This is a genomic window from Pseudomonas sp. D(2018), assembly GCF_005502555.1.
Lineage (GTDB): Bacteria > Pseudomonadota > Gammaproteobacteria > Pseudomonadales > Pseudomonadaceae > Metapseudomonas > Metapseudomonas resinovorans.
Genome location: NZ_SCOK01000063.1, coordinates 1 through 26,812, shown reverse-complemented (window position 1 = coordinate 26,812; position 26,812 = coordinate 1). Strand labels below are relative to the sequence as shown.

Here is a 26,812-nt window from a genome sequence, read left to right as displayed (position 1 = left end):
GCCCTGACCACCGCCACCGGCAGCCTGCACAAGCTCGGTCTGCTGCTGACCCGCGGACATGTGCTGGAAGGCCTGAACCAGATCGACACAGTGATTTTTGACAAGACCGGCACCCTCACGGAAGGCCGTCTGACGCTTAGCGCCATCCACCCCTTGGGCGCGATGGACCGCGATACCTGCCTGGGCCTGGCCGCCGCCCTCGAAAGCCGCTCCGAACACCCGATCGCGCGTGCCTTCGGCCGCGCCCCACAAGCGGCCGATCAGGTCTCAAGCGTGCCTGGCCGAGGCCTGGAGGGCCGGGTTGGCGAGCACCTGCTGCGCATCGGCCAGCCCGGCTTCGTCGCCGAACTCAGCGGCCAGCCGGTACCCAGCATTCCTGGCGACCAGGGCCAGTGGCTGCTGCTGGGGGATGAACAAGGACCGCTGGCCTGGTTTGTCCTCGACGACCGCCTGCGGGAAGACGCCCCGGCCCTGCTCGATGCCTGCCGCGAACGCGGCTGGAAGCTCCTGCTGCTCTCCGGCGACAGCTCGCCCATGGTCGCTGGCATTGCCCAACAACTCGGCATCGACGCTGCCCGTGGCGGCCTCACGCCGGATGCCAAGCTGGAAGTGTTGCGCCAGCTCCACCAGCAGGGCCACAAGGTCCTGATGCTGGGCGATGGCGTCAACGACGTACCGGTGCTGGCCGGCGCCGACATCAGCGTCGCCATGGGCAGCGCCACCGACCTGGCCAAGACCAGCGCCGATGCCGTGCTCCTGTCCAATCGCCTCGACAGCCTGGTGCAGGCGTTCGCTCTGGCCCGCCGGACCCGCCGCATCATCATCGAGAACCTGGCCTGGGCGACCCTGTACAATGGCCTGGTGCTGCCCTTCGCTGCCCTCGGCTGGATCACCCCACTCTGGGCCGCATTCGGCATGTCGGTCAGCTCGCTTCTGGTGGTAATCAACGCCTTGCGCCTGGCCCGCACCTGAGCCACGCATTTTCAATCGGAGCCCCTGATGCCAGCGCTTTACATACTGATTCCGGTCGCCATCGGCCTGGTCGGTTTCGCCATCTGGCTGTTCTTCTGGGCCGTGGACAGCGGCCAGTACGACGACCTGGACGGGCCGGCCCACAGCATCCTCTTCGATGACGAGGACCCCAAGCACAAGGCTGGCATCGCCGAAGCCGAGGGCAACAACAAGGACAAACAGGACGAGCAGGACGAGCCCCGTGGCTGAACTTGCTCCTCTGCTGCTTTCTGCCCTGATCCTCGGCCTGCTCGGAGGCGGCCATTGCCTCGGCATGTGTGGTGGCCTGATGGGCGCCCTGACCCTGGCCATCCCCCCTGAACAACGCGCCCGGCGCCTGCGCCTGCTGCTGGCCTACAACCTCGGTCGCATCCTCAGCTACGCCCTCGCTGGCCTGCTCATCGGCCTCGCCGGCTGGGCCATTGCCAGCAGCCCGGCAGCCATGGCCCTGCGCGTGGTGGCGGCGCTGCTGCTGATCTGCATGGGCCTCTACCTGGCGGGTTGGTGGAGCGGCCTGACCCGCATCGAAGCACTGGGACAGGGCCTCTGGCGCCACATCCAACCGGCAGCGCGCAAGCTGCTGCCGGTTTCCAGCCTGCCCCGCGCCCTGCTGCTGGGCGGACTCTGGGGCTGGCTGCCCTGCGGCCTGGTCTACAGCACCCTGCTCTGGGCCGCCAGCCAAGGTTCGGCCGCCGACAGCGCATTGCTGATGCTTGCCTTCGGCCTCGGGACCCTGCCCGTGTTGATCGCTACCGGCCTCGCCGCCGAGCGTCTGACCGCACTGCTGCGCAAGCGCGGCGTGCGTGTCGCCGGTGGCATGCTGGTAGTCCTCTTCGGTCTCTGGACTCTGCCCGGCCCCCACCAGGCGTGGCTGATGGGTCACGGCGGACACGACAGCAGTGCCGCCACCAGCGAGCATCAACACAGCCACTAAACGGCTTGATACAAATCAAGATCGCTCAAGCGGGTGCCCCATAGACTCCCTGGCACTGATATCCGAACCGGGGACTCCTGCATGCTCGACAACATTCGCTGGGACGCGGGCCTGATCCACCGCTACGACACTCCAGGCCCCCGCTATACCTCCTACCCCACCGCCGTGCAATTCACCCACCGGGTAGGCTCCTTCGACATGCTTCATGCCCTGCGTGACAGTCGCAAGGCCCGTCGCCCCCTGTCGCTTTACGTCCATGTGCCGTTCTGCGCGAACATCTGCTACTACTGCGCCTGCAACAAGGTCATCACCAAGGATCGCGGCCGCGCTCTGCCCTATCTGGAACACCTGGAGCGGGAAATCGAACTGCTGGCCTGCCACCTTGATCCGCAGCAGAGAGTTGAGCAACTGCACTTCGGGGGCGGCACCCCGACCTTTCTCAGCCATGACGAACTGCGCCGGCTCATGGGTCATCTGCGCAAGCACTTCAGCCTGCTGGACGACCACTCGGGTGACTACGGTATCGAAATCGATCCGCGCGAGGCCGACTGGTCCACTATGGGCCTGCTCCGTGAACTGGGCTTCAACCGCGTCAGCCTTGGCGTGCAGGACCTGGACCCCGCCGTGCAACGCGCCGTCAACCGCCTGCAGAGCCTGGAGGAAACCCGCGCCATCGTCGAAGCCGCGCGTACCTTGCAGTACCGCTCACTGAACCTCGACCTGATCTACGGCCTGCCCAAGCAGAACCCGGAGAGCTTCGCCCGTACTGTGGACGAAGTCATCGCCCTGCAACCGGACCGGCTTTCGGTGTTCAACTACGCCCACCTGCCGGATCGTTTCATGCCGCAACGGCGGATTCGCAGCGAAGACCTGCCCAGCCCTGGGCAAAAGCTGGAAATGCTCCAGCGCAGCATCGAGCAGTTGAGCGCTGCCGGGTACCGCTACATCGGCATGGATCACTTCGCCTTGCCCGACGACGATCTCGCCATCGCCCAGGAAGACGGCAGCCTGCAACGCAACTTCCAGGGGTACACCACCCACGGCCATTGCGACCTGATTGGTCTGGGCGTATCGGCCATCAGCCAGATCGGCGACCTCTACTGCCAGAACACGGTGCAGCTCAACGACTACCAGGGTGCGCTGGGGCAAGACCTGCTGGCTATCAATCGGGGGCTGATGTGCGACGAGGACGACCGCATCCGCAGAGCGGTGATCCAGCAACTGATCTGCGCCTTCGAGCTGGATTTCGCGAGCATCGAAACCCGTTTCAACATCGAATTTCGCGGCTACTTCGCTGACATCTGGCCGCAATTGCAGCAAATGAGCGAGGATCGCCTGATCGACCTCAGCGACGGCCGCATCGACGTTCTGCCTGCTGGGCGCCTGCTGGTGCGCTCGTTGTGCATGCTCTTCGACAACTACCTGGCGGGGCAGAACCAGCAACGATTCTCCCGCGTCATCTGAAATCGGCTCAGGCGGCGAGCAGCTGGTTCAGCTCCACCGCCTGCTCCTCACTGAGATTCGACTCACGAACCAGCTTGGCGAGATTCAGGTTGGCGCTGCTCAGGGCCCCTTGCAACGACGTAAGCTGATTGCGTACTGCCTCCAGACGCTGGGCGCGGGTTTCATCGTCCAGGCTCCGGTCGGCCGCGATGGCATCCAGTTCGGCCTTCCGCTCGGCAATCTGCGCCTTGAGGGCGCGGATCATCTTCAGGAGCTCCTTGATGCCATCCGGCAGGCTGCTCTTGTCGATGTCGTCATTCTTCTGCGGCTCGCCGGGCTTGCCGAGGTTCGACAGGCTGACGCGAATCCCTTGTCGCACGGCATGCATGTCCACCGGGGCCTCATCCTGCCGTGCGACCTGTCGCCGCACCGACTCCGCCACCCGAGAAACCGCGCTATTCGTGTCCACGCGCAACATAGGCCGCTCTTTGCCTGAATACCGCCCGGATATCGACCATTGCCGGCAAAACTTGAGCAACAAGTCAGATAGGCTTTTTCTGGCCGTTGCCTACACCCTGCGTTACCCTTACGAGCATTGTGTGTATGCCTCGCAAGGAATGGTTCATGTCCGAAATCATCAAGGTGCGCAACGTACCCCAGGCCCACTGCAAGGACTGCAGCCTGGCCGCCCTTTGTCTGCCCCTGTCGCTGAACATGGAGGACATGGACGCGCTGGACGACATCGTCAAACGCGGCCGCCCGCTGAAGAAAGGCGAACTCCTCTTCCGTCAGGGCGATACCTTCGGCTCGGTCTTCGCAGTACGCTCCGGCGCCCTCAAGACCTTCACCGTTACTGACACTGGCGAAGAGCAGATCACCGGCTTCCACCTGCCCAGCGAACTGGTAGGCCTTTCCGGCATGGACACCGAGCTCTACCCGGTTTCTGCCCAAGCCCTGGAAACCACCTCGGTGTGCGAAATTCCCTTCGAGCGCCTGGACGAACTCTCGGTCCAGCTGCCGCAGTTACGTCGTCAGTTGATGCGCGTGATGAGCCGCGAGATCCGCGACGACCAGCAGATGATGCTGCTGCTGTCCAAGAAAACCGCCGACGAGCGCATCGCCACCTTCCTGGTCAACCTCTCCGCACGCTTCCGCGCCCGCGGCTTCTCGGCCAACCAGTTCCGCCTGGCCATGTCGCGCAATGAAATCGGTAATTACCTGGGCTTGGCTGTAGAAACCGTCTCCCGCGTCTTCACCCGTTTCCAGCAGGCCAACCTGATTGCCGCCGAAGGCAAGGAAGTGCACATTCTCGACCCCATCGAACTCTGCGCCATGGCAGGCGGGAGCATCGAAAGCTGATCCCCCGCAGACCTGCCGGCCTGGCAGGTCCGCCTGTCCCACCCTGCCCTTCCCATCAGGCATTGACGATGATCTTCGACGACTTTTCCATCAAGACACTGATCCGCCCTGTCCCTGACTTCCCCAAACCCGGTGTGGTGTTCCGCGACATCACGCCCCTGTTCCAGTCGCCCCGCGCCCTGCGCCTGGTGGCCGACAGTTTTATCCAGCGTTATGTCGAGGCCGACTTCAGCCACATCGGCGCCATGGACGCCCGCGGCTTCCTGATTGGCTCGATCATCGCCTACGAACTCAACAAGCCGCTGGTGCTCTTCCGCAAACAGGGCAAGCTCCCGGCGGACGTGCTCTCCGAGCCCTACCAGACCGAATACGGCGAAGCCTTTCTTGAAGTCCACAGCGACAGCCTGTGCGACGGCGACAAGGTGCTGATTTTCGATGACCTGATCGCCACGGGCGGCACCCTGCTGGCTGCCACCCGGCTGGTCCGGCGCATGGGCGCCAGCGTGTTCGAGGCTGCAGCCATCATCGACCTGCCCGAACTGGGCGGCTCCGAGCGCCTTGCCGACGCTGGGATCCCCACCTTCGCCCTCACCGCCTTCGCACTCGACGAGCGCTGAGAGACGGGCGGGGCCGTGCCAGCGGACCCGCCCCAACCGAAGCACGGCTGACCCACCCGGGTTACACCCCCTCCGACTGACGTTACCCCTCGCCCCAGCCCACGCCGCGATCACCCGCCGAAAGTTGGCGGCCAGCCCCTCGCGCCGACCCGCACGATCCTCAATAGTTACATCGACTGATGGCACGGTTGCCGTGCCCACCGATAACAACGAATGGACGGCTCGCAGAGCCCGAGAGGATCCCCGCATGACCGCCAGCGCCAGCGCTCCCCTGCCCAAAGCCAACTTCCCCGTGCGCCGCATGGACTTCAGCTTCGCGTCGACCCAGAAATACTGGTGGAGCGGCGATCCCTTCATGACCCACTTCATGAACAACCTGTCTTCGCTCTTCCCCTACGGTGAGAAGTTCTTCGTCGACAGCGTGCGTGCCGTGCGCGACCAGGTCAGTGACCCGCAACTGCAGAAGGACATCAGCGCCTTCATCGGCCAGGAAGCCATGCACTCCAAGGAACACGCGACTTATAACGATTACGCCGCCGAACACGGTATCGACCTGGAACGCCTGGAACTGCGCATCAAGGTGCTGCTGGAATGGGTCACCCGCGTCACCACCAAGAAGCAGCGTCTGGCTGCCACCTGCGCCCTGGAACACTTCACCGCCACCATGGCCGAGCAACTGCTGCGCCGGGAAGACATCAACACCCAGATGGACGACCCGAAGATGTACAAGTTGTGGATGTGGCACGCCATCGAGGAGAACGAGCACAAGGCGGTTTGCTATGACGCTTACCAGGCAATCGGCGGCGGCTACCTGATCCGCACGTTGACCATGTTCCTGACCACTTTCCTGTTCTTCGGCGTGATCATGACCTTTCAGGTCCACCTGATGCGCAAGGACGGCCAGCTGTTCAACTGGCGCAGCTGGGCTCGCGGCCTCAAGACCCTGCTCGGTCCGCGCAACGGCTACTTCCCGAAGATGATCAAGCCTTACCTGGACTACTACCGCCCCGGTTTCCATCCTTTCGACCACGAGACCAAGGCGCTGGAGAAACGCTGGAAGGAGCGCCTCGGCTTCAACGGCTGACTGCCCTGCTGGTCCGACGCCCCAGCTGTGCTGTAGGGGCGATTTCAATCGCCAAGCGGGCCTCAGGCCCGCCCAGAGGCGTTCGACAGGGCAACGCCGTTGACCTTGGCGGCCCCTACGACAAAACTCGCTTCACCCCTCCTCGAAGAACTCCGCGAAGAACCCATCCAGCTCCCCCTCATAGCTGTCCAGCGAATACAGGGTGTCGGCCGCCAGCAGGTCCAGCAGGATCAGCCCATTGAGGCTGGAATCCTCCTCGGCAGCGGCACGCAAGCGGCCGGCCATGCCCAAGTTGACCTGGCGCAGGTTGCGGTACAGCTCGCGCAGCCCATCCATGTCCCAATCAGGTTCAAGGCCGCGCTGCCGGCGCAAATGCTGCCCTAGCAGATAGGTACCCAGGGAGCGGTAGAGGGTCTCAGCCGAGGTGCTGAACGGCCAGTGGAACCATGCCATCGCCCGCAGCATCCGGGTATGGGGACAACCGCTCGTCGCCCCGAGCAGACCGAGTAGCGAGCCCAGGGCCCGTTGCAGCGTGGTCTGCTGGCGAATCTCCCGCCCGCGCCAGAATACCGCCATCTGCACCTCCTCGTAGGAAGGCGAATGTGCCAGCACTGCCACTGGCCGTGCCAGGGCCCGCGCAAAGGGACAGTCACGCACCTCGGTGGTCTTCAGCGGGCAATGGCTGCATTGCTGGAAGCCCAGCCGCGCCCAGTCCGGCCCGTTGTCCAGGTATTGCTCAGTGCCCGCCAGGTCCACCTCATGCGCCCAGAGGTGGCCATCCGGGAATCGGAACTCGTAGCGAACCTGTGCCTCAGCCCTCGACTCCAGCTCCATGGTCTACCCTTGCTCACCTGTTGAAGGGAAATTTCAGCGCCATCCAACACGAAATTCGACGAGATTCAGACGCCTGAAATCTGTCATACACTTCGTACAACAAAGTCGGACAAGCGCCAGAATTCAACCCCGACAACAGTTCTACAGCGAAAAAAGCGGGCGACATCATGGAAAGCAGCCCTTTGGATCTTGCCGGAGCCCTGGTTGAACGGATCGAGGTGGGCGTCATCATCCTCGACCAGGAGCTGCGCGTACTTCACTGGAACGACTTCGTCAGCCAGCGCAGCGGCAAGGCGCTGGGGCCTGCCCGGTATCAACCGCTGACGTGGGTCTTCCCGGAAGCGGACACCCCACGCCTCGGCCAAATGGTGGCCAAGGCCCGCGAACAGGGCCTCCACGCCTACACCCACTGGCGCGAAGACCCATACCTGATCCAGCTGCCCTACAGCCCCGAAGGCCAGGTGACGCCACTGCGTCTGCAGAGCACCCTGCTCTTCCCCTTCGACTGTGCGGGCGAACGCTATTTCGGCCTGCTGCTTTACGACACCACCGAGTTCGCTCGCTCCAACGACCAGTTGGCCGCAGCCCTTAACGCCCTGGGCAGCAAGCAACTGGAGCAGGATCAACTGATCCACAAGCTGGAGAAGGCCAACGCCCAGCTGCTGCAATCGGAGAAGCTCGCCGCCATCGGCCAGTTGGCAGCCGGCGTGGCCCACGAGATCAACAACCCCATCGGCTACGTCTTCTCCAACCTCAAGACCCTCACCGGCTACGTCAACGACCTGCTGCGCATCGTCGACGCCGTGGACGGCGTCGGCAGCCTGGAAGAACTGCAGCAGCTCAAGCGCAGCCTGGAGTACGACTACATCCGCAACGATGTCGAAGCCCTGATCCACGAATCCGAGGACGGTATCGATCGGGTCAAGAAGATCATCACCGCCCTCAAGGATTTCTCGCACATCGAAGAAGAAGAGTTCCGCGCGGCCGACCTGCACAAAGGCTTCGACAGCACCCTCAACCTGGTCAACAACGAACTCAAGTACAAGGCCGAAGTCGTGCGCGAGTATGGGGAGCTGCCGCTGGTGGAATGCATCCCCTCGCAGATCAACCAGGTGGTGATGAACCTGCTGATCAACGCCGCCCACGCCATCGAAAGCTTTGGCCGCATCACCCTGCGCAGCGGCCACCAGGGCGATTGGATCTGGCTGGAAGTCGAAGACAACGGCAAGGGCATCGACCCCACCATCCTCCATCGCATCTACGAACCCTTCTTCACCACCAAGCCGGTGGGCAAAGGCACAGGCCTTGGCCTCGCGCTTTCCTACAACATCGTGCAGAAGCACAACGGCCGCATCGAAGTAGCGAGCCAACCCGGCCAGGGCACCCGCTTCCGCGTCTGGCTGCCGCAGCACCAACCCCAGCCCGGCGGGTCGCAAGCATGAGCGAAGCCCGGCACCGCCCCACCCTGCTGCTGGTGGATGACGAAGAACACATCCTCAGCGCGCTGCGTCGCGTCCTGCGTGGCGAACCCTACGAACTGCTCACGGCCACCGGCGGCACCGAGGCCCTCGCGCTGCTGGCCGCGAACGATGTGGACCTCGTGGTCTCCGATGCGCGCATGCCCGGCCTCGATGGCCCCGCCCTGCTGGCTGAAGTACAGCAGCGCTGGCCGGGCACCCTGCGCCTGATGCTAACCGGCGCCACTGATCTGGACACCAGCATCCGCGCCATCAACCAGGGGCGGATCTACCGGTATCTGGGCAAACCCTGGAATGACGACGAACTGCGCTTCACCCTGCGCCAGGCCCTGGCTCACCAGCATGCCGAACGCGAACACCAGCGCCTGGAACGCCTCACCCTGGAGCAGAATCGCAGCCTGCAGGAACTCAACGCCAGCCTGGAGCAACGCGTCCGCGACCGCACCGCCGAGTTGCAGCAGACCGCCGACATGCTCGACCTGGCCTACGACGAGTTGCGCCATAGCTACGTGACGGCCACCGAAGTCTTCTCATCCCTGCTCAGCCAGCGCCTGCCGGGCGACAAACAAGGCAACGCCCAGGTCATCGCCCTGGTGCGCGCCTACGCCAGCGAACACCAGTTGCCGGAAACGGACAGTCGCGATCTGGCCATGGCCGCCGCCCTCTACAACCTTGGCAAGTTGACCTGGGACGACCACCTGTTGATCCGCCCCAGCGACCTGTTGCACCGCGAAGAGCGGGAACGCTACTGCCGTTACCCACTGCTGGGCGAAAGCCTGCTGATGGCCCTGGAGCCCCTGCACGATGCTGGACGACTGATCCGCCACCATCAGGAGCGCTGGAACGGCACCGGCTTCCCCGACCAGTTGCGCGGCCAGGACATCCCCTTCGGCGCCCGCCTGCTCAAGCTGGCGGTGGACTTCGTCGAACTGCAATGCGGCCTGGTGCTGCAACGCCCGCTGCAGCGCCAGGAATCCCTGCAGTTCCTCGCCCGCTATGCAGGGCGGCTCTACGACCCGCAGCTCTCCCAGCAATTCATCGACCTCTGCACCCGCTGCGCACCAGACCTGCCGGAGGCCGACACGAGCATCCTCGCCGTCGATACCCGGCGCCTGGAACCGGGCATGGTCCTGGCCCGCAACCTCCAAGCCGAGAGCGGCATGCTCCTGCTCAATGCCGGCAAGCAGCTCAGCCGCACCCTGATCGACAAGCTCATCGCCTTCGAGGCCAGCGAAGGTGCGCGCTACACCCTCCACGTCCGCCTGTCCGAGGCTGACGCGAGCCCGGCCAAGGAGTAACACCGATGATCAAGATCCAGCTGGTGGACGACGAACCCCACATCCTCAGTGCCCTGCAGCGCCAGCTGCGCCCCCAGGGCTGGGTCCTGCATACCTTCGACAAGCCCGAAGCCGCGCTCGCGGCCCTGGCCGAGCACCAGTACGCCGCCATCATCTGCGACCTCAACATGCCGCAACTGGATGGCCTGACGTACCTGCAATTCGCCCGGCAGCGCCAGCCCGACGCCCTGCGCATGCTGCTCAGCGCCCATGGCGACCGCTCCACGCTCATGCAGGCGATCAATCGCGCCGAGGTCTATCGCTTCCTCTCCAAGCCCTGGGAGAACCACGACATCGAAAGCGCCCTCCAGGCCGCCGTCGACCTTTACCAACTGCGCGACGAGAACCGCCGCCTGCTGGACCAGGTGCGCGGCCAGCAGAACACCCTCGACCGCCAGCGCCGCGAACTGCTACGCCTGGAGATCGAGCACCCCGGCCTCACCCGCGTGCGGCGCGACGCCGACGGCGCCGTGCTGCTGGAGGGCTACGACCTGGATGACTGATCCCGATCAGTCAGGACCACTCCCGCCACCGGAACGGCACCTCTCCATGGCCAAGCACAACCGCGAACTCAGCTACCAAGCCTACCTGCACTGCCTGGCCTTCGCCCTGATGGCCCAGGGCGTCATCAGCCTGATTTTCTTCCTGACCAAGGCCAGCCCCGCACGCTACGAACTCGTACTGGTGCCCGACAGCGCCCTGATCACCCTCTTCGCCGGCATCGCCCTGCTGAGCGCGACCCGTGGCCTGCACCGGCTCTCGCTACTGGCGAGCCTGGCGCTGATCACCCTGGCCGGCTACAGCCTCGGGCACAACGTCCTCGCTGGCGGCAGCGAGCACGGTCGTTCGCTGGTCAGCGGCTACTGGCGCATTCGCAGCGAGCTGGCGATCGTCGCCTGCCTGTTCGGCCTGGCCATGCTTCTGGCCGTTACCCGCCAGGGCGGCCGCTGGCTCAGCCAGCTCTGCGGGCTCGCCCTGATCGGCCTCGCGCTGCTCTCGCAGATTTCCCTGCTGGGCGCCAGCCACGGCCTGCCACGCTTCGCCTTCCGCCCGGAGTACGGGCATATCGCCAACCTCTTCATCGTCCTGCTCGGGGTCGGTGTGCTGCTGCTCTGCGCCCTGCCCGACGAGCGCCGGCGCCTGCTCGACCGGCGCGCCACGACCACCGGCCTGCTCGGAGCCCTGATCACCTGCATCGGCTGGTTCCTCCTCAGCCAGAACGAGATCGCCACGCTCAACGCCCACAGCCACCAACTGCTACTGCGCGCCCAGTCCTCCATCGAGAACACCCTCACCGTGCGCCTGCAGCTGATGCAGCGCATGGCCGACCGCTGGCACAGCCTGCCAGGCCCGTTGCCGGATGTGCTGTGGCATCAGGAGTCCAGCGGCTATCTGCGCGATTTCCCCAACATCAACCTGATCGCGTTGCTCGACGCCGATCTCAAGCCGCTCCGACAGCAGATTCGCCACCCGCGCGCCGGCGACTGGCTGACGCGTTTTCTCGCCCAGAAGGAGCAGCGTAACTGGCTGCAGCAGGTGCGCCAGGGCAAGGGTGCGCAGATGAGCACGGTGCAGAGCTTCAGCGCCACCGACAACAGCACCCTGGTGGCCACGCCCCTGCGGATCGAAGGCCAGCCCGCCGCCCTGCTGGTGGCCGGGCTGGACATCGGCGCGACCCTGGATCGCCAACTGGGTCGTGACCTGGACGGCTTCGTGCTGGAGGTCTTCGAAGGTTCCAGGCGCATCTATGCGTCCCGCTCCGGCAGCGATGGCCACAGCCTGTTCCCGGTGGGCGAACAACGCGCCGACCTCGGTCCGGAGGGACGCTGGCAACTGCGCACCTACCAGGCCCTGCCACGCAGCGATTACGCCGCGGTCTACCTGCCAGCGCTGCTCATGCTTTTCGGCCTGGGCCTGACCTTTCTGCTGATGGTCAGCCAAAGCTTTTCGCGCCTGGCCATCGAACGCAGCCAGCGCCTGCGCGAAAGCAACCGCGAACTGGAGCTGAGCCTGCAGCACCAGGCCCGCCTGCAAGCGCAGAACCAACGGATCATGGACCACTCCATGGACGTGCTCTGTTCCATCGACGCCGCCGAGCGCTTTACCCAGATCAGCCCCTCCTGCCACAGCGTGCTCGGCTACCGGCCCGAGGAAATGATCGGTCGCCCCTACACCGACTTCATCCGCGATGAGGACCGCGAGCGCACCCGCGGCGACATCCAGGCCATTATCCGCGGGGAATCCTGGGACGCCGTGCGCAACCGTTGCCAGCGCAAGGACGGCAGCGAGGTCCACCTGCTCTGGTCCGCCGGCTGGTCGGAAAGCGAGCGAACGCTGTTCGCCGTCGCCCACGACATCACCAGCCTGGTACGCCACGAAGCCTATGCCGAAGATCAGCGCGACATCCTCAGCATGATCTCGACCGACCAGCCGCTGCGTGAAATCCTCAAGGCTATCTGCCTGATGAGCGAAACCCTGGACCCGTCTGCACTCTGTTCGGTGCTGCTGGTGGATGGCGACCACAAGCGCTTGCGCCTGGGCGCCGCGCCAAGCCTTCCCGACGCCTTCAACCAGGCGCTGGACGGCCAGCCCATCGGTCCCTTGGCGGGGGCCTGCGGCACCGCCGTGTTCCGTCGGCAGATGGTGGTCAGCGAAGACATCAGTGAAGACCCGCTCTGGCACGAGCACCGCGACCAGGCCCTGCGCCACGGCCTGCGCGCCTGCTGGGCGATCCCGCTAATAGCACACCATGGCGATGTGCTCGGCACCTTTGCCGTCTACCTGCACCAGCCGTGCGCCCCGGACGATGAGTCCCTGCAACTGATCGGCACCGCCGGACAATTGGCAGCCATCGCCATCGAACGCCAGAACGACCGCCTCCGCCTGCTGGAAAGCGAGCAGCGCTACCGCTCGCTGTTCATCTTCAACCCCGACCCGGTGTTCTCCCTCGACCGCGAAGGGCGTTTCCTCAGCCTTAATCAGGCCGGCTGCGAGCTGATCGACTACAGCGAATCGGAGCTACTCGGCCAGCTCTTCTCCAGCCTGGTGCTCGAAACCGACATCGACTACGCCCGCCAGCACTTTCGCAGCACGCTCGACGGCAAGGCACAACGCTACGAGGTCCACTGCCACAACCGAGCCGGTGATGTACTGGAACTGGACATCACCCTCCTGCCTATCGTCATAGAGGGCCGAATAGTCGGCGTATTCGGCATCGCCAAGGACATTGGCGAACGCAACCGCATGACCCGCGCCCTGGAAGTCACCCTGACCCAGTCGGAGCGCAAGGCCTTGCTGCTCCGAGGCCTGAGCGAGACCGCCCTGCGCATCGGCGGCATCCTCGATACCCGCACCCTGCTGGACTTCATGTGCGAACAACTGCGCCTGCTGGTCGGCGCCCACCAGTCACTGCTCGACCTGAGCGATGGGCAGGGCCTGAGCACCTTTTCCCTGTCCGCCAAATACCAGGCCTGGCAAGACCCTCAGCTACCGGCAGAGGGCCTGGCCCTCTATGCCCGCGTCTGCGCTGGCAACCAGCCGATCCTGCTGACCCGCGCCGAGCTGGATGCCAGGGGTGACCCTGACAACGGCCAGCTCCCGTTGCGAGGCTGGCTGGCCGTGCCGCTGATCGATCATGGCGGACATCACCTCGGCCTGATTCAGCTCTCCGACAAGTTCGACGGCGACTTCAACCAGGACGACCTGGCCATCGCCCAGCAATTCGCCCAGATGGCCGTAGCGGCGCTGGAGAACATCCGCCTGGTGCAGCAGGTACTCTCCGGCGAACAGCGCCTGCAGGAACAACTGGACTTCACTTCGGCCATCACCAACAGCGTTGGCGAGGGCCTGCTGGCAGTGGATCGCCTGGGGCGGCTGAACTTCGTCAACCCGGCGGGCGCCGAACTGCTTGGGCAGCGCGCCGACGACCTCCTTGGCCAGGCCCTGGCCAAACACCTGCCGCTGGACCTCTACAGCGCCCCGGCGACCGGCGGCCGACACGGCGAAGTCAGCCTGGGCGGCGAGCGCCATATCGCCTACGACTGCGCGCCACTGCTGCACGCGCAATCCCTCGGCGGCTGGGTCATCGCCTTCCGCGACGTCAGCCGGGCAAAGGAATCCGAAAAGCAGCTGCGCATCCTCCAGCGCAGCATCGAGGCCAGCTACAACGGCGCCATGATCTGCGATGCAACCGACGAGGACCTGCCGGTGGTCTACGTCAACCCGGCCTTCGAACGCATCACCGGCTACAGCGCGCATGAAGCCATGGGGCGCAACTGCCGCTTCCTGCAGGGCGCCGACCGCGAGCAGCCGGGCATCGCCGAAATTCGCCATGCACTGACGGAGAAACGCGAGGTCCACGTCGTGCTGCGCAACTTCCGCAAGGACGGCACGCCCTTCTGGAACGACCTCTACATCGCCCCGGTGCCCAACGAACAGGGTGAAATCACCCACTTCATCGGGGTACAGAACGACATTTCCGAGCAGAAACGGGTGGAGTCCGAACTGGCCTACAACGCCAGCCATGATGTACTCACCGGCCTGCCCAACCGCTCGCTGCTGGAGGACCGCCTGCGCCAGGGCTGTCAGATCAGCCAGCGCTACCAGCGCAAGTTGGCGGTGATGTTCATCGACCTCGACGGCTTCAAGCCGATCAACGACTCCATGGGCCATGGCATCGGCGACCAGATACTGGTGGAAGTAGCGCGACGCCTGACCCAGCAGGTCCGCCCCGGCGACACCGTCGCGCGCCTGGGGGGTGACGAGTTCATCCTGATCCTGCCGGACCTGGCCCGCGAAGAAGACGTGCTGCAGGTGGCCGAGCGGGTCATCGACTGCATCGCCCGCCCCTACCCCATCGCCGGTAGCGAACTGCACATCACCGCCAGCCTGGGTATCGCCATGAGCGAGAAAGGCATGCAACAACCCATGCAACTGATCCAGCAGGCGGACCTGGCCATGTACAAGGCCAAGCAGCAGGGACGCAACTGCTACCAGTGGTACACCACCGACCTGGAGCAGAAGGTCAGCGAGCGGGTGACCCTGCGCAACGAGCTGCAGAAGGCGCTGGAAGCCAACGCCTTCATGCTCTACTACCAGCCGCAGATCGACGGCCGCAACGGCCGCGTCACCGGTTTCGAGGCCCTGCTGCGCTGGCAGCACCCACTGCTCGGCTTCATCTCCCCGGCGCAGTTCGTGCCCGTGGCCGAAGACACCGGACAGATCATCCCCTTAAGCGAATGGGTGCTCGCCACCGCCTGCCGCGACTGCCGCGAGCTGCTAGACCGCGGCATGACCGGCGCTGTCGTGGCGGTGAACATCTCGGCGGTGCACTTCCAGCGCAACATCTTCGTCGACAGCGTGCGGCGCGTACTGGAAGAGACCCGCCTGCCCGCCGAACTGCTGGAACTGGAAATCACCGAGACCGTGCTGCTGGACAACGCCGAGCGCGCCATCGCCACCCTGCAGGCGCTCAAGGCCCTGGGCGTGCGGCTGTCCATCGACGACTTCGGCACCGGCTTCTCCAGCCTCAACTACCTCAAGCGCCTGCCCATCGACAAGGTGAAGATCGACCGCGCCTTCGTCCAGGAAATCATCAGCGACCGGCATGACGCGGCCATCACCCTGGGCATCATCTCAATGGCCCACCACCTGCGCTTGCGGGTGATCGCCGAGGGCGTGGAGAGCGAGTCCCAGTTCGCCTTCCTGAAAAAGAGCCACTGCGACGAGTTCCAGGGTTACTACTTCGCCCGGCCGATGCCCTTCGAACAGCTCGACCAGTTCCTTCACGAACACCACAAGAGCCCGGCCGCCTACCTGGAGACCCGCTCTGGCGCCAGCAATACCCAGACCCTGCTGCTGCTCGACGACGAGGAAAACATCCTCCGCGCCCTGACTCGCGTGCTGCGGCGCGATGGCTATCAGATTTTCACCGCTACGCGCGCCCAGGACGCCTTCGCGCACCTGGCCAAGCACGACATCCAGGTGATCCTCTCCGACCAGCGCATGCCGGAAATGAATGGCACCGAGTTTCTCAGCCGGGTCAAGGACCTCTACCCCGACACCATTCGTATCGTGCTCTCCGGCTACACCGACCTGAAGTCTGTCACCGACGCCATCAACCAGGGCGCCATCTACAAGTTCCTCACCAAACCCTGGGACGACGACCAGCTCCGCGCTGTCATCGCCCAAGCCTTCCTCCATCACAGCCTGGCCAAGACCAAGGAAGAAAGCGCGACGGTGGGCGAAGACGGGGAATGACGGTGATAGTCAATTTCTTGGGCGAATGAATTCGCTATGTCTGCGTTAGCTGTTGCGGGAGATTTACCATCGGGCCAAGAGCCTTGTAGGAGCTGGCTTGCCAGCGAAACGGGGCCATTCGCTGGCAAGCCAGCTCCTACGGGCAATGCAGCTGCCTACAACACGTAATGCAGACATAGCCAATGAATTCGCACCTACACCGCCCTCACCGCCTGCAACACGCTGGCACCGGTGAACAGGAACAGCACCTGCTCCTCCGCCTCCGCGCGGATTGCCTCGCGGCGCTCCGGTTCGCCGATGTAGTCCAGGGACATCTGGAACAGGTTGCGACTGACCAGGCGCGATACACGCCGCACCACAGGCTCCGCCACCGATGCCGGCAGCAACCTGTACTCGCGGACGTCTTCGGCCATGTCAGCGGCGAAGTCTTCCATCACCTCGCGCAGGGCTTCCCGCAGCACCGGGGAAGCGCCGTGGAGTTCGCGCACGCCGATGACGAAAGCCTCGGTATTGTCATCGACGAAATCGAAGAACAACTGCACCGTCTCATGGCAGACCCGCCGGCCACGGCCGAGGTCGATGCCCAACAGTTTCGGCATCACCCCGCCATCGCCCTGCACGGCACGGGCCGCCGCCTCGCGACGCAGGTCGCGCAGGGGCTGGCGCAGCTGGGTGGCAATGGTGCAGATGATGGCCAGGCCCAGGTCATCCACATCCTTGAAATGGCGGTAGAAGGTATTGGGGTTCAGGCCGGCCTCCCGCGCCAATTCCCGCAGGCCCAGATTGCTCAGGCTGCGGCTCTGGGAGCCCAGGCGCAGTGCCGCCTCAATGAGCAGGCGTTTGCCGGGGGCGTCGGTGGCACGTTCTGGCGACTGGAGCTCGTCGCCGCTGACGGAATTCATCTCTGGCCCTACCTAAGGTTGGTTGTGACGGCGTTGGATTGCCGGCGAGTATACATCTGTCTACCTTGGTATACAGCTGTATACGCCGCAATTAATAAGAACAGGAGCACGACCCATGTCTGCGTCAGCCTCACCCCGCCCCTCTACCCGCCATTGCAAGGTCGCCATCATTGGTTCCGGCTTCTCCGGCCTGGGCATGGCGATCCGCCTGAAGCAGAAGGGCGAGAACGATTTCCTCCTGTTCGAGAAGGAGCCCGGCATCGGCGGCACCTGGCGGGTGAACAACTACCCGGGTTGCGGCTGCGATGTGCAATCGCACCTCTACTCGTTCTCCTTCGAGCCGAACCCGAACTGGACGCGGATGTTCGCCAAGCAAGGGGAAATCAAAACCTACCTGGAAGGTTGCTGGGAGAAGTACCGGCTGCAGGACAAGACCCTGCTCAACACCGAAATCACCCGTCTGGCCTGGAACGACGTGGATGAGTTGTGGCAGATCGAAGACGCCGCCGGCAACCACTACAGCGCGCAGTTCGTGGTCTCCGGCATGGGCGCCCTGTCCACCCCATCGATTCCGGCCCTGAACGGCCTGGAGAACTTCCAGGGCACAAGCTTCCACTCCCAGCAGTGGAATCACGACTACGACCTCACCGGCAAGCGCGTCGCGGTGGTCGGTACCGGCGCCTCCAGCATCCAGTTCGTCCCGCAGATCCAGAAGCAGGTCGCCCAGCTCGACCTCTACCAGCGCACCGCGCCCTGGATCATGCCCAAGCCCGACCGCGCCATCAGCGAAGGCGAGCGCTCCCGCTTCAAGCGTTTCCCCTTCCTGCAGAAGCTCTGGCGCGGCGCCATCTATGCCGTCCTCGAAAGCCGGGTAGTGGGCTTCGCCCTGACGCCGAAAGTCATGAAGCTCGCCGAGCTGGTCGCCAAGGGCTACATCAAGCGCAAGATCAAGGACCCGGTGCTGCGCGCCAAGGTCACCCCGGACTACACCATGGGCTGCAAGCGGGTGCTGATCTCCAACGACTACTACCCGGCCCTGACCCAGCCCAACGTCGACGTGATCACCGACGGCATCCGCGAAATCCGCGCGAGCAGCATCGTCACCGCCGACGGCCAGGAACGCGAGATCGACGCCATCATCTTCGGCACCGGCTTCACCCCCAGCGATCCGCTGCCGCGCGGCGTGGTCTTCGGCCGCAATGGCGTCGACCTGCTGGACACCTGGCCGAACGGCCCCGAGGCCTACAAGGGCACCCTGACCGCCGGCTTCCCCAACCTGTTCTTCCTCATGGGGCCGAACACCGGGCTTGGCCACAACTCGATGGTCTACATGATCGAATCACAGATCCACTACGTGCTCGGCGCCCTCGATCTGCTCGACGCCCGTCGCCTGCGCAGCCTGGAGGTCAAGCGCGACGTGCAGGACACATTCAACGGCAAGCTCCAGGGCAGCCTGGGCAACACCGTGTGGAACGCCGGCGGCTGCATGAGCTGGTACCTGCACCCGGTAAGCGGGCGCAACTGCACCGTCTGGCCCGGTTTCACCTGGCGCTTCCGCCTGCTGACCCGCAATTTCGACCCGGCGGCCTACCACTTCAGCCGCAGCGTGCCGGCGCACGCTGCCCAAGGCTCGCTGCAGATGTCCACCCAGGAGGTGCCCGCATGAAGTCCTTCGAAAACAAAGTCGCCGCTGTCACCGGGGCCGGTTCCGGCATCGGCCGCGCCCTCGCCTGCGCCCTGGCTCGCCAGGGCTGCCATCTGGCACTGGCCGACGTCAACACCGATGGCCTGGCAGAAACCGCTGCGCTGGCGCGCAAGTTGGGCGTGCAGGTCACCGAGACCCGCGTCGACGTCGCCGACCGCGACGCCGTGCATGCCTGGGCCGAGCAGGTGGTGCTGGACCATGGCCGCGTCAACCTGATCTTCAACAACGCCGGCGTCGCCCACGCCGGCACCGTGGAGGGCAGCGACTATTCGGAATACGAGTGGATCTTGAGCATCAACTTCTGGGGCGTGGTGTACGGCACCAAGGCCTTCCTGCCGCACCTGAAAGCCAGCGGCGAGGGGCATGTGGTGAACGTTTCCAGCGTGTTCGGCCTGTTCGCCCAGCCCGGCATGAGCGCCTACAACGCCACCAAGTTCGCCGTGCGCGGATTCACCGAGTCCCTGCGCCAGGAACTGGACATGGAAAACAGCGGTGTGTCCGCCAGTTGCGTGCACCCGGGCGGCATCAAGACCAACATCGCCAAGACCGCGCGCATGAACGACAGCCTGGCCAAGGTCACCGGCCAGGAAGCCAGCCGCGCCCGCCAGCAGTTCAACGATCAGCTGCTGCGCACCACCCCGGACAAGGCTGCCGAAGTGATCCTGCGCGGCGTGCTCAAGGACAACCGGCGCATCCTCATCGGTGCCGATGCCTGGGCCCTGGACGGCATGCAACGCCTGCTACCGACCCTCTACCAGCGCCTGGTCACCACCTCCATGCGCCTGGCCGCGAAGTTCGCACCCAAGCCGAGGGCGGTAGAGGTATCCAAGGCGGCCGATTGATCGGGACGGCTGCGCAGTCCTTGCCGATTGAAATCGCCCCTACAGCCCGTAGGGGCGAGTTCATTCGCCAAGCAGGCCGAAGGGCTGCCGCCTCCCTTCCAGAGAGAGGGGGCTGCTAGTGCCCTGGCACTACCCCTCAAAAGATGACCAGGAAGTCACTCGTTCGGAAACCCGAACGATATTCGGAGTGCATATTCGGCAGCCCGGACAAGACGGAATTACCGTTAGCCACCTAACAACATAAAATCATTTAATTTCAATAACTTACCTATAAATCAAAGGCACCATACAGCTGGCACGCATTCTGCGAATACAGATCCCCGACGGACGCGAACTCCTACTCGCGCCGATAAGAACAAACAACATCGAGGACTGTCGTTCATGCGTATGCTCCCCAAGGTTCTGGCCACCGCTATCGCAGCAACCCTGATCAGTGCTCCGGCCTTCGCCGCCGAGCTGACCGGTACCCTGAAGAAGATCAAGGAGACCGGCACCATCACCCTCGGTCACCGTGACGCTTCCATTCCCTTCTCCTACCTCGGCACCGAGCCAGGCAAGCCCATTGGCTACTCCCATGACATCCAGCTGAAAGTGGTCGAGGCCATCAAGCAGGAACTGGGCATGCCGGAGCTGAAGGTCCGCTACAACCTGGTGACCTCCCAGACCCGTATCCCGCTGGTGCAGAACGGCACCGTGGACCTGGAGTGCGGCTCCACCACCAACAACCTCGAGCGCCAGAAGCAGGTCGGTTTCTCGGTAGGCATCTTCGAAGTGGGCACCCGCCTGCTGTCGAAGAAATCCGCTGGCATCACTGAATTCGACGCCCTGAAAGGCAAGAACGTGGTGACCACCGCCGGCACCACGTCCGAGCGCCTGATCAAGTCCATGAACGCCGAGAAGCAGATGGGTATGAACATCATCTCGGCCAAGGACCACGGCGAGTCCTTCCTGATGCTGGAATCCGGCCGCGCAGTGGCCTTCATGATGGACGACGCCCTGCTGTACGGCGAAATGGCCAAGGCCAAGAAGCCCGATGACTGGGTCGTGACCGGCACCCCGCAATCCTTCGAAATCTACGGCTGCATGGTTCGCAAGGGCGACGAGCCCTTCAAGAAAGTGGTCGACAAAGCCATTGCCGACACCTTCGCCTCTGGCGAAATCAACGGCATCTACGAGAAGTGGTTCACCCAGCCGATCCCGCCGAAGGGCCTGAACCTGAACTTCCCCATGAGCGACGAGCTGAAGAAGCTCGTGGCCAATCCCACCGACAAGTCGGCCGAAGAAATCTGACGCCTTGCTCCCCTCTCCCTCCGGGAGAGGGGTTGGGGGTGAGGGTGTTGGAGGCCGCGCGCAGTCGGGTTTCCCTCACCCCAGCCCTCTCCCAGAGGGAGAGGGGGCTGTCCGGAGTCGGCAGAAAACTCGCCGCACACCTTTCAGCCGCCCCCTTCCACTGCCTTCAACCGCAGACAGATCGAACTTACGGGGACAACCCTGATGAATTACAACTGGGACTGGGGCGTGTTCTTCAAGTCCACCGGGATCGGCAGCGAAATCTACCTGGACTGGTTCGTCACCGGCCTGGGCTGGACCATCGCCATCGCCCTGGCGGGCTGGATCATCGCCTTGCTGCTGGGCTCCTTGCTCGGCGTGATGCGCACCGTACCGAACCGCTGGGTATCCGGCATCGCTACCCTCTACGTGGAAGTCTTCCGCAACGTGCCGCTGCTGGTGCAGCTGTTCCTCTGGTACTTCCTGGTGCCGGACCTCTTGCCCGAACCCCTGGAAATCTGGTTCAAGCAGGACCTCAACCCAGCCACCTCGGCCTATCTCAGCGTGGTGGTCTGCCTCGGCCTGTTCACCGCCGCACGCGTTTGCGAGCAAGTTCGCACCGGCATCCAGGCACTGCCCAAGGGCCAGCTCGGTGCCGCCCGCGCCATGGGTTTCCGCCTGCCGCAGATCTACCGCTACGTGCTGCTGCCCCAGGCCTTCCGCATCATTATTCCGCCGCTCACCAGCGAGTTCCTCAACATCTTCAAGAACTCCTCGGTGGCCTCGCTGATCGGCCTGATGGAACTGCTGGCGCAGACCAAGCAGACCGCCGAGTTCTCCGCGAACCTGTTCGAAGCCTTCACCCTGGCCACCCTGATCTACTTCACCCTGAACATGAGCCTGATGCTGATCATGCGCACGGTGGAACGGAAAGTGGCGGTGCCCGGCCTGATCTCCGTAGGGGGTAAATGATGGATTTCAGCGCAATCATCCCCGCCCTGCCGGGCCTGGCCGACGGCCTGCTGATGACCCTCAAGCTGATGCTGCTGGGTGTGTTCGGTGGCGTCGCCCTGGGTACGGTACTGGCCCTCATGCGCCTGTCGCACAACCCGATGCTGTCGAAAGTGGCCGGGCTGTACGTCAACTACTTCCGCTCCATCCCGCTGCTGCTGGTGATCACCTGGTTCTACTTCGCGGTGCCCTTCCTGCTGCGGGCGATCACCGGCGAAGATACTCCGGTAGGCGCGTTCACCTCGTGCCTGGTGGCCTTCATGATGTTCGAGGCGGCGTATTTCTGCGAAATCGTCCGCGCCGGCATCCAGGCCATCCCGAAAGGCCAGATGGGAGCGGCACAGGCGCTTGGCATGACCTATGGCCAGTGCATGCGCCTGATCATCCTGCCCCAGGCCTTCCGCAAGATGACTCCGCTGCTGCTGCAGCAGAGCATCATCCTGTTCCAGGACACCTCGCTGGTTTACACCGTGGGCCTGATGGACTTCCTCAACGCCGCCCGCTCCCGTGGCGACATCATTGGCCAGCCCCATGAGTTCCTCATCTTCGCCGGCCTCGTCTACTTCAGCGTCAGCTTCATCGCTTCCCAGCTGGTCAAACTCCTGCAGAAAAGGTTAGCCGTATGATTTCCATCAAGAACGTCAACAAGTGGTATGGGGACTTCCAGGTGCTGACCGACTGCAGCACCGAGGTGAAGAAAGGTGAAGTCGTGGTGGTGTGCGGCCCGTCCGGCTCGGGCAAATCCACCCTGATCAAGTGCGTGAACGCCCTGGAGCCCTTCCAGAAGGGCGACATCGTGGTCGACGGTACTTCCATCGCCGACAAGGCCACCAACCTGCCCAAGCTGCGCTCCCGCGTCGGCATGGTGTTCCAGCACTTCGAGCTGTTCCCGCACCTGTCCATCACCGAGAACCTCACCATCGCCCAGACGAAAGTGCTCGGCCGTGGCAAGGACGAGGCCATGGACAAGGGCCTGAAGCTGCTCGACCGCGTCGGCCTCAAGGCCCATGCCCACAAGCACCCCGGCCAGCTCTCCGGTGGCCAGCAGCAGCGCGTCGCCATTGCCCGCGCCCTGGCCATGGACCCGGTGGTAATGCTGTTCGACGAGCCCACTTCGGCGCTGGACCCGGAGATGGTCAACGAAGTGCTCGACGTGATGGTCGAGCTGGCCCAGGAAGGCATGACCATGATGTGCGTGACCCACGAGATGGGCTTCGCCCGCAAGGTCGCCGACCGGGTGATCTTCATGGATCGCGGGCAGATCGTCGAAGACTGCGCCAAAACCGAGTTCTTCGGGGACGTCAACGCCCGCTCCGACCGCGCCCAGCAGTTCCTCGCGAAGATCCTCCAGCACTGATGCACCTGTAGGAGCGAGCTTGCTCGCGAATGGCCCCGAGCACTTCGCCAGCAAGCTGGCTCCTACGGCCCCACTCCACCATTCGGCACCCGCACGCGGTACCGACTGGAACGGCCCGGATGTCTATGATGCAATGCCCTACCGCCAGCCTCCGCGCCGTGCCGCCCGCATTGACCGTGAAACCGCGCCTGCTTCGCCACTCCCTGCTATTCCTGCTGCTGCTCCTGTGCATGCTGGGCTTCGGCTACGTCGGCTATCACCTCAGTGAGGAGTCGGGCATCCGTCAACTGCGGGATAACGGCGAGCGCCAGCTGGAACTCCACGCCCGTGCCGTGGAAAGCGAGATCAACCGCTACACCTACCTGCCCAGCCTGCTGGAGCTGGAGTCCAGCGTCAGTCACCTGCTGCTCAACCCCACGCCCTATCGGCGCAATCTGGTCAACGACTACCTCGAAGGCCTGAATCGCCGCAGCGGCGCCCGTGCCATCTACCTGCTGGACACCAGTGGCCGCGTACTGGCCACCAGCAACTGGCGCGACAGCGACAGTTACCTGGGCGAGGACCTGTCCTTCCGCGCGTATTTCGAGGAAGCCATACACGGCCGCCCCGGCCGCTTCTACGGTATCGGCAGCACCACCGGCGAGGCCGGTTACTACCTGGCCCACGGCCTGCGCTACCAGGGCCGGATCATTGGTGTCGCGGTGGTCAAGGTGAAGCTCGAGGCCCTGCAAGAGCGTTGGGAAAAGGCCCGCCTGCAAGCCTTCGTCAGTGACGAGAACGGCATCATCATCCTGTCCAGCGACCCGGCTCTGCGTATGAAGGCCGTGCGCCCGCTTTCGGCCGAAGACAAGGAGCGCCTGGCGCGCAGCCTGCAGTACTACTGGTGGGCGCTGAACGAATGGGAACCACGCACCCGCCAGGTGCTGGGCGAGGGCCTGGAAGCCATCAGCTTCGCCGCCAGCGGCCCCCAGGGCGAGGCGGAAGGCGAAGTCGCCTACCTGGCCCAGACCCGCACCCTCAGCGACACGCCCTGGCACTTCACCCTGCTTTCCCCACTGGCCGACTTGCGCCGCGAAGCGGTGATCCAGGGCATGCTCGCCGCCGTCGGCTTCGCCCTGCTGGCTTTCCTGCTCATCGCCTGGAACGAGCGACGCAAGGTCATCGCGACCCGGCTGGCCGCTCGTGAAGCATTGCTGGCGGCCAACAACGAGCTGGAACGCAAGATCGCCGAACGCACTCAGGACCTGCGCGCCAGCAACAGCCGGCTGCTGGCGGAGATCCGCGAACGCAAGCAGACCGAGGACAACCTGCGCAAAGCGCAGGACGGACTGGTCCAGGCCGGCAAACTGGCGGTGATCGGGCAGATGTCCACCAGCATCGCCCACGAGCTCAACCAGCCGCTCGCGGCCCTGCGTACCCTCTCTGGCAACACCGTCCGCTTCCTGGCGCGCGGCGCCCTGGACACCGCTAGCACCAACCTGGCGGCGATCAACGAGCTGGTCGACCGCATGGGTCGAATCACTGCCAGCCTGCGCGCTTTCGCCCGGCGCTCCGACGACCACGGCCAGGCACGCCTGGGCAAGGCGGTGGATGCCGCACTGTTCCTTCTGCAAACCCGCCTGGAGCGCACGCCGCTGACCCTGCACCGGGACTTTGCCGACGAGTTGCTCGCCATCGACCAGACCCGCCTGGAGCAGATCCTGGTCAACCTCATCGCCAACGCCCTGGATGCAATGAGCGGCCAATCCGACTGCCAACTCTGGCTCAGCGGCCAGATCGATGGCGACAAATACCGGCTTCAGGTGCGCGACAACGGCCCCGGCATCGACCCGGCCAACCGCGTTCACCTGTTCGAACCGTTCTTCACCACCAAGCCCGGCGAACACGGCCTGGGCCTCGGCCTGACCCTATCCGCCAGCCTCGCCACCGCCGCTGGCGGCAGCCTGGCGGCGCACCACCCGGATACCGGCGGCACCGCCTTCGAGCTGTGCCTGCCACGCATGGAAAGCCCTGAAAAATCTCCCGCGAGCCCCGCCTCATGACCGAGTTGCTCAGCGTTCTCATCGTCGAAGACGACCCCCACGTACTGATGGGCTGCCAGCAGGCCCTGGCCCTGGAGGACATTCCCAGCATCGGCGTCAGCAGCGCCGAGCAAGCCCTGCAGAAAATCGGCGAGGACTTCGCCGGCATCGTCATCAGCGACATCCGCCTGCCCGGCATGGATGGCCTGACCCTGCTCGAACGCCTGAAGAGTCGCGACCGCAGCCTGCCCGTGGTCCTCATTACCGGCCATGGCGACATCTCCATGGCGGTGCAAGCGATGCGTGACGGCGCCTATGACTTCATGGAGAAACCCTTCTCCCCCGAGCGCCTGGTGGACGTCGCGCGCCGCGCCCTGGAGCAACGCGCCCTGGCCCGGGAAGTGACGAACCTGCGTCGCCAGTTGGCCGGCCGGCACTCGCTCGAACAACGCATCATCGGCCGTTCGCCGGCCATCCAGGCCCTGCGCGAACTGATCGCCAATGTCGCCGACACCTCGGCCAATGTGCTGATCGAGGGCGAAACCGGTACCGGCAAGGAGCTGGTCGCCCGCTGCCTGCACGACTACAGCCGGCGCCAGACCAAACAGTTCGTCGCCCTCAATTGCGGCGGCCTGCCGGAAAACCTCTTCGACAGCGAAATCTTCGGCCACGAAGCCCACGCCTTCACCGGCGCCGGCAAGCGCCGAATCGGCAAGATCGAGCACGCCCACCAGGGCACCCTGTTCCTCGACGAGATCGAGAGCATGCCGATCAACCTGCAGATCAAGTTCCTCCGCGTCCTGCAGGAGCAGACCCTGGAGCGCCTGGGCTCCAACCAGTCGATCCCGGTGGACTGCCGCGTCATCGCCGCCACCAAGTTCGACCTGGACGAGGAAGGCAAGGCTGGGCGCTTCCGCAGCGACCTGTATTACCGACTGAACGTGGTCACCCTGGAACTGCCGCCCCTGCGTGATCGTCGCGAAGACATCCTGCTGCTGTTCGAGCACTTCCTGCAGCTCTCTTCCCTGCGATTCGACCGCGCTGTCCCCGAGCTGGACAACGCCACCGTTTCCGCGCTGATGGCCCACGACTGGCCAGGCAACGTGCGCGAACTGCGCAACGTCGCCGAACGCTTTGCCCTCGGGCTGCCGGTATTCAAGAAGAGCAGCCAGACCCCGGACGGCAACGACCCCCGCTTTGCAGAAGCAGTGGAAGCCTTCGAGAAATCCCTGCTCAGCGCCGCCCTCGAACGCCATGGTGGCAACCTCAGCCAGGCCTGCATCGCCCTGGGCATGGCCAAGACCACACTGTTCGACAAAGTGAAGAAGTACGGGTTGTAGATCTCGGACC

General features: G+C 64.4%; 22 protein-coding genes. 19 read left to right on the top strand and 3 right to left on the bottom strand.

What is annotated here, in order from left to right; translation table 11 throughout:
- The 4 genes from FFS60_RS25415 to hemN form a co-directional block, all read left to right on the top strand.
- A partial coding sequence (locus FFS60_RS25415) for a cation-translocating P-type ATPase (RefSeq protein WP_137823547.1) occupies nucleotides 1–972 on the top strand: 972 nt, incomplete at its 5' end.
- A 27-nt stretch (nucleotides 973–999) separates the two neighbouring features.
- Nucleotides 1,000–1,221 (top strand): cbb3-type cytochrome oxidase assembly protein CcoS, encoded by a 222-nt coding sequence (gene ccoS, locus FFS60_RS25410; protein WP_028630909.1) that lies wholly within the window; start codon nucleotides 1,000–1,002, stop codon nucleotides 1,219–1,221.
- Nucleotides 1,214–1,945, top strand: coding sequence for a sulfite exporter TauE/SafE family protein (locus FFS60_RS25405; RefSeq protein WP_028630910.1), 732 nt, complete (start codon nucleotides 1,214–1,216; stop codon nucleotides 1,943–1,945). The genes ccoS and FFS60_RS25405 overlap by 8 nt, the downstream gene beginning before the upstream one ends.
- A gap of 81 nt (nucleotides 1,946–2,026) precedes the next feature.
- Nucleotides 2,027–3,409, top strand: a complete 1,383-nt coding sequence (gene hemN / locus FFS60_RS25400; RefSeq protein ID WP_137823546.1) for an oxygen-independent coproporphyrinogen III oxidase — start codon at nucleotides 2,027–2,029, stop codon at nucleotides 3,407–3,409.
- 7 nt (nucleotides 3,410–3,416) lie between these two features.
- Here the strand turns inward: hemN and FFS60_RS25395 are convergent, their stop codons facing one another.
- The gene (locus FFS60_RS25395; RefSeq protein WP_081668169.1) at nucleotides 3,417–3,866 is read right to left on the bottom strand and encodes a hypothetical protein; all 450 of its coding nucleotides are present in this window, start codon (nucleotides 3,864–3,866) and stop codon (nucleotides 3,417–3,419) included.
- A gap of 146 nt (nucleotides 3,867–4,012) precedes the next feature.
- On the opposite strand from FFS60_RS25395, the gene fnr reads away from it, so the two are divergent.
- The 3 genes from fnr (at nucleotide 4,013) to FFS60_RS25380 (ending at nucleotide 6,448) form a co-directional block, all read left to right on the top strand.
- Nucleotides 4,013–4,747, top strand: a complete 735-nt coding sequence (gene fnr, locus FFS60_RS25390) for a fumarate/nitrate reduction transcriptional regulator Fnr (protein WP_028630913.1) — start codon at nucleotides 4,013–4,015, stop codon at nucleotides 4,745–4,747.
- A 68-nt stretch (nucleotides 4,748–4,815) separates the two neighbouring features.
- A complete protein-coding gene (locus FFS60_RS25385) occupies nucleotides 4,816–5,364 on the top strand; it encodes an adenine phosphoribosyltransferase (RefSeq protein WP_028630914.1) in 549 nt (182 codons plus the stop codon).
- Between the two features lie 247 nt (nucleotides 5,365–5,611).
- On the top strand, nucleotides 5,612–6,448 hold the full coding sequence (locus FFS60_RS25380) for a metal-dependent hydrolase (protein ID WP_028630915.1): 837 nt from the start codon (nucleotides 5,612–5,614) through the stop codon (nucleotides 6,446–6,448).
- A 132-nt stretch (nucleotides 6,449–6,580) separates the two neighbouring features.
- Here the strand turns inward: FFS60_RS25380 and FFS60_RS25375 are convergent, their stop codons facing one another.
- Entirely contained in the window at nucleotides 6,581–7,282 is a 702-nt protein-coding gene (locus FFS60_RS25375) for a hypothetical protein (protein ID WP_051246903.1), read from the bottom strand.
- A 167-nt stretch (nucleotides 7,283–7,449) separates the two neighbouring features.
- Here FFS60_RS25375 and FFS60_RS25370 point away from each other — a divergent pair, with 167 nt between their 5' ends.
- The 4 genes from FFS60_RS25370 to FFS60_RS25355 are packed head-to-tail and all read left to right on the top strand — an operon-like array spanning nucleotide 7,450 to nucleotide 16,355.
- Nucleotides 7,450–8,724, top strand: coding sequence for an ATP-binding protein (locus tag FFS60_RS25370; protein ID WP_137823545.1), 1,275 nt, complete (start codon nucleotides 7,450–7,452; stop codon nucleotides 8,722–8,724).
- Nucleotides 8,721–10,058: an HD domain-containing phosphohydrolase gene (locus FFS60_RS25365; protein ID WP_137823544.1), complete on the top strand. Its 1,338-nt coding sequence runs from the start codon at nucleotides 8,721–8,723 to the stop codon at nucleotides 10,056–10,058. Before FFS60_RS25370 ends, FFS60_RS25365 begins: the two co-directional genes overlap by 4 nt.
- Before the next feature lie 5 nt (nucleotides 10,059–10,063).
- Nucleotides 10,064–10,600 (top strand): response regulator, encoded by a 537-nt coding sequence (locus tag FFS60_RS25360; protein ID WP_137823543.1) that lies wholly within the window; start codon nucleotides 10,064–10,066, stop codon nucleotides 10,598–10,600.
- 46 nt (nucleotides 10,601–10,646) lie between these two features.
- Nucleotides 10,647–16,355 (top strand): EAL domain-containing protein, encoded by a 5,709-nt coding sequence (locus tag FFS60_RS25355; RefSeq protein ID WP_137823542.1) that lies wholly within the window; start codon nucleotides 10,647–10,649, stop codon nucleotides 16,353–16,355.
- A 194-nt stretch (nucleotides 16,356–16,549) separates the two neighbouring features.
- Here the strand turns inward: FFS60_RS25355 and FFS60_RS25350 are convergent, their stop codons facing one another.
- Nucleotides 16,550–17,257 carry a TetR family transcriptional regulator gene (locus tag FFS60_RS25350; protein WP_137823541.1) on the bottom strand — a complete coding sequence of 236 codons (708 nt, stop codon included), beginning with the start codon at nucleotides 17,255–17,257 and terminating at the stop codon, nucleotides 16,550–16,552.
- 115 nt (nucleotides 17,258–17,372) lie between these two features.
- Here FFS60_RS25350 and FFS60_RS25345 point away from each other — a divergent pair, with 115 nt between their 5' ends.
- The 8 genes from FFS60_RS25345 to FFS60_RS25310 all read left to right on the top strand — a co-directional run bounded on the left by FFS60_RS25345 (nucleotide 17,373) and on the right by FFS60_RS25310 (nucleotide 26,802).
- Nucleotides 17,373–18,923, top strand: coding sequence for an NAD(P)/FAD-dependent oxidoreductase (locus FFS60_RS25345; protein ID WP_137823540.1), 1,551 nt, complete (start codon nucleotides 17,373–17,375; stop codon nucleotides 18,921–18,923).
- On the top strand, nucleotides 18,920–19,804 hold the full coding sequence (locus tag FFS60_RS25340) for an SDR family oxidoreductase (RefSeq protein ID WP_137823539.1): 885 nt from the start codon (nucleotides 18,920–18,922) through the stop codon (nucleotides 19,802–19,804). Before FFS60_RS25345 ends, FFS60_RS25340 begins: the two co-directional genes overlap by 4 nt.
- 381 nt (nucleotides 19,805–20,185) lie before the next feature.
- Nucleotides 20,186–21,094 (top strand): glutamate/aspartate ABC transporter substrate-binding protein, encoded by a 909-nt coding sequence (locus tag FFS60_RS25335; RefSeq protein ID WP_028630923.1) that lies wholly within the window; start codon nucleotides 20,186–20,188, stop codon nucleotides 21,092–21,094.
- 204 nt (nucleotides 21,095–21,298) lie between these two features.
- Complete coding sequence (locus FFS60_RS25330; RefSeq protein ID WP_028630924.1) at nucleotides 21,299–22,045, top strand: amino acid ABC transporter permease; 747 nt, start codon at nucleotides 21,299–21,301, stop codon at nucleotides 22,043–22,045.
- A complete protein-coding gene (locus tag FFS60_RS25325) occupies nucleotides 22,042–22,710 on the top strand; it encodes an amino acid ABC transporter permease (protein WP_028630925.1) in 669 nt (222 codons plus the stop codon). The genes FFS60_RS25330 and FFS60_RS25325 overlap by 4 nt, the downstream gene beginning before the upstream one ends.
- Entirely contained in the window at nucleotides 22,707–23,441 is a 735-nt protein-coding gene (locus FFS60_RS25320; RefSeq protein WP_028630926.1) for an amino acid ABC transporter ATP-binding protein, read from the top strand. The genes FFS60_RS25325 and FFS60_RS25320 overlap by 4 nt, the downstream gene beginning before the upstream one ends.
- Nucleotides 23,442–23,569: 128 nt before the next feature.
- Nucleotides 23,570–25,483, top strand: coding sequence for a sensor histidine kinase (locus FFS60_RS25315; protein WP_028630927.1), 1,914 nt, complete (start codon nucleotides 23,570–23,572; stop codon nucleotides 25,481–25,483).
- Entirely contained in the window at nucleotides 25,480–26,802 is a 1,323-nt protein-coding gene (locus FFS60_RS25310; RefSeq protein ID WP_028630928.1) for a sigma-54 dependent transcriptional regulator, read from the top strand. The genes FFS60_RS25315 and FFS60_RS25310 overlap by 4 nt, the downstream gene beginning before the upstream one ends.
- The last annotated feature ends 10 nt before the right edge of the window (nucleotides 26,803–26,812 follow it).